The 9790-nt window shown below is 37.4% G+C and carries 8 protein-coding genes and 4 pseudogenes; all 12 read left to right on the top strand.

Annotation, left to right across the window (positions count from 1 at the left end; all coding sequences use genetic code 11):
• Positions 1–560: 560 nt before the first annotated feature.
• The 12 genes and pseudogenes from DVW06_RS16470 to DVW06_RS16410 all read left to right on the top strand — a co-directional run bounded on the left by DVW06_RS16470 (position 561) and on the right by DVW06_RS16410 (position 9694).
• Positions 561–1133: pseudogene (locus DVW06_RS16470) on the top strand (Dps family protein).
• 144 nt (positions 1134–1277) lie between these two features.
• Positions 1278–1982, top strand: a complete 705-nt coding sequence (locus tag DVW06_RS16465) for a Crp/Fnr family transcriptional regulator (protein ID WP_003125436.1) — start codon at positions 1278–1280, stop codon at positions 1980–1982.
• Between the two features lie 228 nt (positions 1983–2210).
• Positions 2211–2547 (top strand): annotated as a pseudogene (locus tag DVW06_RS16460) (hypothetical protein).
• Positions 2532–3386: a prolipoprotein diacylglyceryl transferase gene (gene lgt / locus DVW06_RS16455; protein WP_005470378.1), complete on the top strand. Its 855-nt coding sequence runs from the start codon at positions 2532–2534 to the stop codon at positions 3384–3386. Before DVW06_RS16460 ends, lgt begins: the two are co-directional and overlap by 16 nt.
• Positions 3387–3532: 146 nt before the next feature.
• On the top strand, positions 3533–3766 hold the full coding sequence (locus DVW06_RS16450) for a heavy-metal-associated domain-containing protein (protein ID WP_003125439.1): 234 nt from the start codon (positions 3533–3535) through the stop codon (positions 3764–3766).
• Between the two features lie 319 nt (positions 3767–4085).
• A complete protein-coding gene (locus tag DVW06_RS16440; RefSeq protein WP_005225221.1) occupies positions 4086–5990 on the top strand; it encodes a heavy metal translocating P-type ATPase in 1905 nt (634 codons plus the stop codon).
• Positions 5991–6031: 41 nt separating this feature from the next.
• A pseudogene (locus DVW06_RS16435) lies at positions 6032–6700 on the top strand (HAD-IC family P-type ATPase); the annotation flags it as partial.
• 63 nt (positions 6701–6763) lie between these two features.
• Positions 6764–7000, top strand: coding sequence for a heavy-metal-associated domain-containing protein (locus DVW06_RS16430; protein WP_003125446.1), 237 nt, complete (start codon positions 6764–6766; stop codon positions 6998–7000).
• 1 nt (position 7001) lies between these two features.
• Complete coding sequence (locus DVW06_RS16425; protein ID WP_005237709.1) at positions 7002–7553, top strand: Dps family protein; 552 nt, start codon at positions 7002–7004, stop codon at positions 7551–7553.
• 16 nt (positions 7554–7569) lie between these two features.
• Entirely contained in the window at positions 7570–8262 is a 693-nt protein-coding gene (locus DVW06_RS16420; RefSeq protein WP_005225225.1) for a Crp/Fnr family transcriptional regulator, read from the top strand.
• 265 nt (positions 8263–8527) lie between these two features.
• Positions 8528–8912 (top strand): annotated as a pseudogene (locus tag DVW06_RS17890) (transposase); the annotation flags it as partial.
• A 164-nt stretch (positions 8913–9076) separates the two neighbouring features.
• Positions 9077–9694, top strand: coding sequence for a CadD family cadmium resistance transporter (locus DVW06_RS16410; RefSeq protein ID WP_003125451.1), 618 nt, complete (start codon positions 9077–9079; stop codon positions 9692–9694).
• Positions 9695–9790 lie beyond the last annotated feature (96 nt).

The following is a 9790-nucleotide window of genomic DNA, read 5'->3' as shown; positions in this document are numbered from 1 at the left end:
TGCTAAGCCAACTGATTGAGAATTAGAAACAATCTGCAGTAGGGAAGAATCATTTACACAAAATTATTGACGCTCCCAAGCTAAAACTCCTATTAATCGATCTACTAAAAATAAATAAAAAATTCTTTTCAATTTTTATTTATGGTATGACATAAATAAAGTAAAGTTATTCTTCTAGGTTAATCTTATTAATACTCTTTCTCACTAGTGTTGCATGCAACACTAGTGAGAAAGAGCATTAAATATACTGCAAGACAAGACATTTGGTAATTGAAGAATAACAAGCAAAAAAATAGCAGTCAGGTCTCTTGACAAAGTATAGTTGCTATTCTTTTTTTAGGCCCTACTTTAATGAAATTTTTGTTTGGAGGGAACGACTTCATTCCTTTGATTATTTCAGTTGAATTTAATAGAGAAGCCTGGCGTCTATTAAGAAATACTTTTCTTGATGAGCGTCAATTTTTTTAACGGAAATCTATCCTATACTAAATTCAGTAAAGAAAAAGGAGGAATCAAAGAAAGCTATTTTAAACAAACCAAAATTATAGGAGGAATAAATCATGACTGAAAATAAAGTTACTCAAGAAAGAACACCCCAAGAAAGATTGCAAGAAGAATAAGAACACAAGGAACATGTTCATCATACGAAAATTAATGCAGCGGCCATTGCGGATCATCTTTTAGGCAACATGCATACATTACATGTGAAACTGCACCAATATCACTGGTATGTAAAAGGAGCCAATTTCTTTACGTTGCATGAAAAATTTGAAGAGTTGTATAACGAAAATGAAAAATGGTTCGACAAACTTGCGGAGCGTCTAATTACTTCTGGGCATAAACCTGCTTCGACAACGGTTGAATTTGAAAAATATTCGATGCTTTCGGAAGATGCAGTTAATAAATACGCTAAAGCAGAAGACATGGTTGAAAATATTATCGAGGACTTCAGAAGCACTCGTGACCTAACTATTCGCGCGATTCGTTTAGCTCAAGACGAGGGTGACGATGCTTTAGAAGATACATTGATTGCTTTTAAAAATGACTTAGACAAGAACATTTGGATGCTGCAAGCGTTCATTGGTAAAGAAGCATTAGAAGATGATGACGCTCTTGATGAGGATGAAGATTAAGGTAAAAGTAGAAGCTGATTTAAGGATTGGAATTCTTTCCAGTCCTTTTTCCATTTTCTTGATGTGCATCAATTTTTTTGTAGTAAGAGACTTATATAATAAAAGCAGCGAATATAAACAAAATAAATAAAGGGGGAGAATGAATTGACTAAACATACCCATCATGAAATTGGCGACCACGCAGCCTGTATCCGCTTGGTTCCAATATTCAATCACTTAGAGGATAGCGCGATGAATTACATTGCTGAAAAAGCCCACACGAAACAGTATCAAAAAGGAGAGTTTCTGTTTCGTTCACAAGAAAAAGAGGATACTTTATATATTATCAATCGTGGGAAAATCCGTATTTATCGATTGGCAGACTCTGGCAAAGAGCAGCTAGTGCGGATCTTGAATCCTGGTGATTTCACCGGAGAATGGACCTTGTTCAACCCGGATGCAGTACACGAGGAATATGCCGAAGCAACCCGAGATACCGTTGTCTGTATGATTCAGCAAAAAGATGTCCAAGATTTTCTGGAACAATACCCAGCTATTTCTTTAAAACTATTGGCGGAAATGTCTAAACGGTTAGAAAGTTCAGAACGTCAAACGACACAAGTAGCCTTGGAGAGTGTCATTACCCGTTTAGTTTTGTTTTTGGCAGAAAATGTGGAACCTGAAATGGGCAACTCTCCCACCATCACCCTGCCGATGGAAAAAAAGGACATTGCTTCCTATTTAGGAACGACACCTGAGACCATCAGTCGCAAATTTGGAGAATTGGAGGACGAGGGATTGATTCAACAGCTGTCTGGGAAAAGGATCAAGATTCAGGATTTAGATGATTTATTGCTTTACAGCGAATAATCGGACACACTTTTTTCTACACGTTGGTGTTCTGTCGCTCTTCATTAACAACGGGACAGAACTCAGTGCTTTTGCTTCCATCTGTCCGTTTTTGGCTTTTTTAAGACAGAACGACCTTCATTCATTGGAAAAATAAAAGCACAAACATGATAACCCTCAAGTTTTTTTGTTTTATTTTTCTTTAAGATAGGGTTGTCGAACAAAACGTAAAAATAAGTAGGGGTGAATGTGCATTATTTTTGGGTGATAGTTGCCATCACGTTGTCAGCAGCGGGTGCATTCTTTGTCGTCCCTTTCACCAAGAACACGATTGGCGGCGAAGCAAAAACGTCTAACGTTGTTGAGGCAGATAGGTTAGCTATGGAAAAAGAAGAGGAAGTTGTAAAAGGAGCCGGCGTAATCGGACACGGAAAAGTGGCGTATTACGAAGCGTGACCAGGGAGATAAAAGTGTATTTACTGTTTGGTTTCCATGGAGCTTAGCCGGAATCTTGTTCAGCATCACCATGACTAGAATGACGCGAAAAATTGAAGAAATGGAGCAAATAGAATGGAATTCGTATTAGGCGTTTTGAATCCCCATGCGGTGGAGATTGGTTCTGTTGTGATTCATTGGTATGGAGTCATTATTGCAGCGGGCATATTAGCGGCTCTCCAGTTGAGCACCAAGGAAGCAAAGAAAAAAGGACTGGAAGAGGATACCATTATCGATATGGCCTTATGGGCAATTCCGATTGGACTCCTCGGCGCTCGGCTTTATTATGTGTTATTTGAACGTGGTTATTATCTGCAAAATCCAGGACAAATCCTTGCGATTTGGAATGGCGGCATTGCGATTTATGGGGGATTGATTGCAGGAGGGGGTACGCTATATTGGTATGCAAAGAAAAAAGGTACTTCTTTGGCACTCGTTCTTGATATTTTAGCGCCCAATGTATTGTTAGCCCAGTCCATTGGTCGTTGGGGCAATTTTATGAATCAGGAAGCTCATGGTGGACCGGTTACTCGTCAATTCTTGGAAAATCTTTATTTACCTGAATTTATCATTGAACAAATGAATATCAATGGTACCTACTACCATCCGACTTTTTTATACGAGTCATTGTGGAGTTTGTTGGGCTTTGTCCTCATCGTCACTATACGGAACCGAAAACAGCTTTTGCGTCAAGGAGAAGTCGCTTTGAGTTACGTTTTGTGGTACTCAGTGGGTCGGTTCTTCATTGAAGGTATGCGAACGGACAGTTTATGGATTGGCGAGTGGATCCGCGTTTCGCAAGCCTTGTCTCTGGCCCTGTTTATTGGCGCGATTGTAGTATGGTTTATACGCAGACAAGACTATCCACCAATTTATTATTATTCTGATGGCAATAAGGGGCAGAAAAAGACTATTAAGATGGTGAATTGAGCAAAAAGATAAAAAGAAGTGCAAAACTTGATATGCGTCAATTTTCGTTTGCTAAAAGTGAGCTATACTACAGTTGTAAAGAGGAAAAGGCAGTGTTCATTAATCTGCTGCGGATAAAATAAAAACACATAAAGGAGATAGGAATTATGGAAAAAGCTATATTGCAATTAGAAACGTTGTCTTGTCCAAGTTGTATGCAAAAAATTGAAGGTGCCTTGAAATCAGTTAACGGTATTGATAAAGACAGCATTAAAGTATTATTCAACTCCAGCAAAGTCAAAACCAATTTTGATTCAGCTGTCACTTCGATTGAAGAGATTCAAAAAGCTATCGAAAACGTAGGCTATCCGGTCCTTAAAGCAAAAGTCAAGGCCGCTTAACAGATTAAATGAACTAGGCAATTCTGGAAGAAAAGCTATTTTTCCGGGATTGCTTTTTTGTTGCAATCCGATTCGAGGTGCTTAGAAACGATAAAAGAGAACTTTCTAAACTTGATAGCCGTAAATTTTTATTCGATAAAAAGAGGGTATCGTTATAACTGTAAAGAGGAATAAGTGTCATTGAGGCTGTTAGATCAAAAAAATAGTGAGAAGGGACACGTATTTTTTCAAAACTTGATGTCAGTCAATTAATTACTTAGGCAATTATCTTATACTGTGTTTATCAATAAAAGAGAAATTAAATTTGGAGGGAAAAAGCATGCAACAATATATATTAAGCAAGAAAAATGTTATCACCGTCATCAGTGGATTGTTAATCGCACTCGGTTTCTTCAGTCACTTTGTTTTAGAAAACGTAGGACTTTCAGAGTGGTCTTTGATCATCGCCTCTGTCTTTGGGATTACGCCAATTGCCATTCAAGCGTTTCAAGCAATGAAAGTCAAAGTCATCAGTATTGATGTCTTAGTCAGTATTGCAGCGATTGGTGCGCTTTTTATTCAAAATTATGAAGAATCGGCTATTGTCACGTTCTTATTCTTATTCGGACACTACTTGGAACAACGAACATTGAACCAAACGCGATCTGCTATCAAAGAATTGACTGAAATGGCACCCGAAAGCGCCTTGAAACAAATGGATAATGGCGAATTTGAAGAAGTAGAAGTGGATGATGTAGATGAAGGGGATATCTTGCTCGTTAAAACGGGTGCGAAAGTTCCAGTGGATGGCACAGTCCTTACGGGCGAAGGGCATATCAATGAAGCTAGCATTACAGGGGAAGCTGTTCCGGTCAACAAGCTAGCTGATGCAGAAGTTTTTGCAGGAACCATTTTAGAAAACGGAACGATTCAAATCAGAGCTGACCGAGTTGGTGAGGACACCACATTTGGAAAAATTATTGAACTCGTGGAAGAAGCACAAGATTCTAAATCCGAAGCGGAACGGTTCATTGATCGCTTTTCTAAATACTACACACCAGCTGTCTTGGTTCTGGCAATTGTTGTATGGGCGTTCAGTCAAAATATTGAGTTAGCAATCACCATCTTGGTTCTAGGTTGCCCAGGCGCATTAGTTATCGGAGTGCCTGTCTCAAACGTTGCCGGTATCGGGAATGGTGCTCGTAACGGTGTTCTTTTAAAAGGGAGTGAAGTCATTCAAGACTTCAGCAATGTGGATACAATTGTATTTGATAAGACAGGTACTTTAACTGTCGGAAACCCAACCGTTGCAGCGACTGAACTGTATGAAAAAGATTCTGCTGAAACGCTTGGCTATCTGGCCAGTGTGGAACGGGAATCAGATCATCCATTAGCAAAAGCGGTCTTAAATCAAATTGGAGAAACAAATTTTTATCCTGTTGAAGGAACTGAAGTCGTGAAAGGCGGCGGAATCGTTTCAAGTGTAGCTGGACATAGAGTGGCTGTTGGGAATGTGGCCTTGATGGAAAAAGAAAATGTCACTCTCAGCAAAAAAGTGCAAAAAGATGTCAAACGGTTTGAACAACAAGGGAACTCTCTCGTTTTGACAGCGGTCGACGGTGAATTAAAAGTACTGATGGGCATTCGCGATCAAGTCCGTCCGGGTGTGAAAGCTAATTTGCAGGAATTAAAAGACTTGGGCGTGAAAAATCTAGTCGTTCTTTCAGGAGATAACCAAGGAACCGTTGATGTGGTCGCCGGCGAACTTGGTTTGACCGAAGCTCACGGCCACATGTTGCCGGAAGACAAATCGGCTTATATCGGAAAACTTCAACAACGTGGTCAAATTGTAGCCTTTGTTGGAGATGGCGTTAACGATAGTCCGTCCTTAGCTTTAGCAGACATTGGAATCGCAATGGGAAGCGGAACGGACGTAGCGATTGAAACATCCGATGTCGTTTTAATGAACTCGAACTTCAGCAACTTGCCTCACGCATTAGGATTAGTAAAAGCCACCGCAAATAATATGAAGCAAAATATCGTGATTTCAATTGGAGTAGTGTTGGTCTTGTTGACCAGCGTCTTCTTCAGCGAATGGATGAATATGTCTATCGGAATGTTGGTTCATGAAGGTAGTATCTTGGTGGTAATTTTCAATGGCATGAGATTAATGAAGTATAAGTTGAAAGGTCGAAAAGAACAAAAAGAAGTATCAGCACCTGCAGAGAAAGTAAAAATATCTTAAGAATAAATTAGAAGAGGCTGAGACAATAGTCCATCCTTGAAATGACAAAAGCGGAAACTCAGATTTTTAAATCTGGGATTTTCCGCTTTTTTGAGTTCTTGAAAAAAAAGAAGAGTATTGTATTAACGACAGTTGATCGTAAGTTAATTATTTTAATGGGAATCCGTGACCAAGTTCGAGCAGGTGTTAAACAAGACCTACAAAAATTAAAATCACTTGGTGTTAAAAATCTCACTGTATTATCAGGGGATAATCAAGGCACAGTTAATTTAGTTAAAAAGGAGCTAGGATTAACCGAGGCTCATGGCGATATGTTACCTGAGGACAAGCAAGCGTTTCTAAAAGAAAGACAGTCTACTGGTGAAATTATTGCTTTTATTGGTGATGGTGTGAACGATAGCCCTTCTCTAGCTACTGCAGAAGTAGGGATTGCTATGGGAAATGGGACAGATGTGGCTATTGAAAGTTCAGATATTGTTCTAATGAATTCCAATTTTAATCGTCTCCCCCATGCTTTAGGTTTAGCTAAAGGGACATATGCGAATATGAGACAAAATATTCTAATTGCTGTTGGTGTGGTGATAATATTATTGGTTAGTTTAATATTTAGTGAATGGATGTCTATGTCGATAGGTATGTTAGTTCATGAGGCAAGTATTTTAGTAGTTATTTTAAATGCAATGAGATTAAGAAGATATCAATTAAGATAATTGATCTATGTCAATTATCTTAAAAGAAATGTCCTGTATAATTTATTTAAAGGAGTGATAGATATGACTAAAGCAACATTAAAATTAGAAACATTAACTTGTCCATCATGTTTACAAAAAATTGAAAGTGGTTTAAAACAGACAGCTGGTGTAGAAAAAGATTCTGTAAAAATACTGTTCAATGCAAGTAAGGTAAAAGTAGATTTTGATGAAGAACAAGTCAATTTGAGTACAATTGAAAGAGCTATTGAAAACCTAGGATATTCAGTTATTAGTTCAAAAGTAAAGGAAGGTGTATAAAATGACAACAGCAAATGAAAGACAAGAAAAATTAGCTGCTGAAAAAGCATATAAAGAACACATTCATCATACTAAGATTAATGCTGTAGCTGTCACAGATCATATACTTGCTAATATCCATACCTTACATGTAAAATTACATCAATATCATTGGTATGTAAAAGGCACAAATTTCTATTCATTGCATAGTGTTTTTGAGAATTTATACAATGAGAATGAGACATGGTTTGATAAGATTGCAGAACGTTTACTAGCTTCAGGATTTAAGCCAGCTTCAACAACTACTGAATTTCAGGAATTTACAATAATTTCTGAAGATCCGTCTGAAAAATATTATTCTGCTGAAGAAATGGTCATACAGTTAGTAGAAGATTTTAGGACTAATCGTGAATTCACCGTTCGTGCAATGCGTTTAGCACAAGAAGAAGCAGATGATGCATTAGAAGATTTACTAATTAGTTATAAAGATTACTTAGATATAAATATTTGGCAACTTCAAGCCTTTGTTAACAAGGATGCGTTAGAAGATGATGACTATATAGATAACGATTAATTAGGAGGAAAGTTGTATGGCACACCATCACCACCATAGTCATATAGATTGTATACGTTTAGTTCCGATTTTTAATCACCTAAATGAAGAACAAATGAGTTTAATTGCGCAATCAGCGCAAGAAGTACATTATGCAAAGAATGCGTTGTTATTTGGAAATGGTGATAAAGATGACACACTTTATATTATAAATAATGGGCGTGTACGTGTTTATAACTTAAATGAATCTGGTCGTGAACAAACTGTACGCATATTAAATCCTGGTGATTTTATGGGAGAAGTGGCTATTTTTCAAACTGAAAGTTACCATTCTAATTATGCTGAAGCAATATCAGAAGTGAGCATATGTAGAATTCATAAAAAGGATATGGATGACTATTTAGGCGCTTACCCAGAAATTATGAGAAGAATACTATCAGATGTTACGAAACGTTTACAGGTATCAGAAAAGCAAACGATGCAAGTTGGTATGGAGCAAGTAGAGTCTCGTATTATTGATTTTCTATCAGAATACGTTGAAGATGAAGAAAACCATACTTATGTGACTTTACCAATGTCGAAAAAAGATCTAGCCTCGTACTTGGGTACAACCCCAGAAACAATAAGTCGTAAGTTCTCATCATTGGAAGAGAGAGGTTTAATTAAACAGCATACTCAAAAATATGTTGAGATATTTGATTTAGATAAGTTATTATTTGCATCAAGTTAAGTTAAATGGTTCTGTGTCAAATAGTATTGGTCACCAACACTATTTATCATAGAACCCAATTTTTTAGTACAATGATCCATGGTGATATCCTTTCTTGGTGTAGTTTTGTTTTAGAAGCCTAAAATGGTAATTATGATATTGATTTTTGGGATTCTTTTCCAGCTGGAATGGACGAGTTAGCGAAAATTTTTAGAATGGTTGTCATGGGTGAAGATACCGTAAAAGGAATTGCAGTAACTATGGAAATATTGCGGATGCAGCGACTATAGCTAAAGAAGCCTTAGAGGCGTTCTGTGACTTAATACAAGAAGAAGGAAAAGGTTACTTTAAAGATCCAGAAAAAATTGCCAAATCATTCAACGTGCAATTACCATGAGTTATCGGTTAGGTAGACTTGCACAAGAATCCAGCAATGTCGTTCTAAGTGTTCTTGTACGTGAAATTCGTGCGCTTGAAAAGAACATCAAAGACTTGGAAAAGCAATCAAGCAATTATTTGTCGGCATTCGAGAATATCAATATTTGCCCGGTGTTCCAGGTATTGGAAAGGTGTACTCCACTTAATTAATCGTTGAAATCGGTCAAATTGAACGATTGGAAAATCAAACAAAATTGGCAAAATATGCAGGCTTATATTCGAAAGTCAAACAAGTAGCCACCGAATTCCAGTTAGAAACTACTTTGTAACTACGTTTTGAGGAGGAGTAAAATGCTTTCCTACGTTCGATATTACCCACTAGCGATAGCTAAATTAATGTGTCTGTGCTCCCCTAAAATCTGCTGATTCATTACTGACTAATACAGGAGGTTTTTTTATGGGACAGACAATCATATCTGCTATCGGTGTTTATATTTCCACCAGTATCGATTATTTAATTATATTGATTATTTTATTTGCACAGCTATCACAGAATAAACAGAAATGGCATATTTATGCGGGGCAATATCTAGGCACAGGCTTACTTGTAGGGGCGAGTTTAGTTGCTGCTTATGTCGTCAATTTCGTGCCTGAAGCATGGATGGTTGGATTGCTTGGTTTAATCCCTATCTATTTAGGGATTCGCTTTGCAATTGTTGGAGAAGGTGAGGAAGAAGAGGAAGAAATTATTGAAAGATTAGAACAAAGCAAGGCAAATCAACTGTTTTGGACAGTTACATTGCTGACAATTGCGTCTGGCGGAGATAATTTAGGTATCTATATACCTTATTTTGCTTCGTTAGATTGGTCACAGACCCTCGTGGCGTTGCTTGTGTTTGCAATCGGCATAATTATCTTTTGCGAGCTTAGTCGGGTGCTATCCTCTATTCCGTTAATATCCGAGACAATTGAAAAATACGAGCGAATCATTGTGCCCTTAGTATTCATTCCACTTGGACTATACATCATGTATGAAAGTGGCACGATAGAGACTTTTCTGAACTTTATTTTATAGATAAAAAAGCCCCTTAAATTGTAGTGACCCCAAAAAGTTAGACTTTTATGGAGTGGAGAAATCCACTCCTTTTTTGTATGATAAGATTAACTGTTA

It is taken from the genome of Enterococcus sp. ARL09-542, assembly GCF_005234805.1.
In the GTDB taxonomy this organism is placed as follows: Bacteria; Bacillota; Bacilli; order Lactobacillales; family Enterococcaceae; genus Enterococcus_D; species Enterococcus_D gallinarum.
Note: the sequence above shows the minus strand (reverse complement) of the source record. Positions and strands in the feature narration are given on the sequence as shown.

What these genes read in the sequence shown, in the direction of transcription:
- DVW06_RS16430 (WP_003125446.1), top strand. Translation starts at nt 6,764, where the DNA reads ATGACTAAAGCAACATTAAAATTAGAAACATTAACTTGTCCATCATGT.
- DVW06_RS16440 (WP_005225221.1), top strand. Translation starts at nt 4,086, where the DNA reads ATGCAACAATATATATTAAGCAAGAAAAATGTTATCACCGTCATCAGT.
- DVW06_RS16420 (WP_005225225.1), top strand. Translation starts at nt 7,570, where the DNA reads ATGGCACACCATCACCACCATAGTCATATAGATTGTATACGTTTAGTT.
- DVW06_RS16450 (WP_003125439.1), top strand. Translation starts at nt 3,533, where the DNA reads ATGGAAAAAGCTATATTGCAATTAGAAACGTTGTCTTGTCCAAGTTGT.
- lgt (WP_005470378.1), top strand. Translation starts at nt 2,532, where the DNA reads ATGGAATTCGTATTAGGCGTTTTGAATCCCCATGCGGTGGAGATTGGT.
- DVW06_RS16410 (WP_003125451.1), top strand. Translation starts at nt 9,077, where the DNA reads ATGGGACAGACAATCATATCTGCTATCGGTGTTTATATTTCCACCAGT.
- DVW06_RS16425 (WP_005237709.1), top strand. Translation starts at nt 7,002, where the DNA reads ATGACAACAGCAAATGAAAGACAAGAAAAATTAGCTGCTGAAAAAGCA.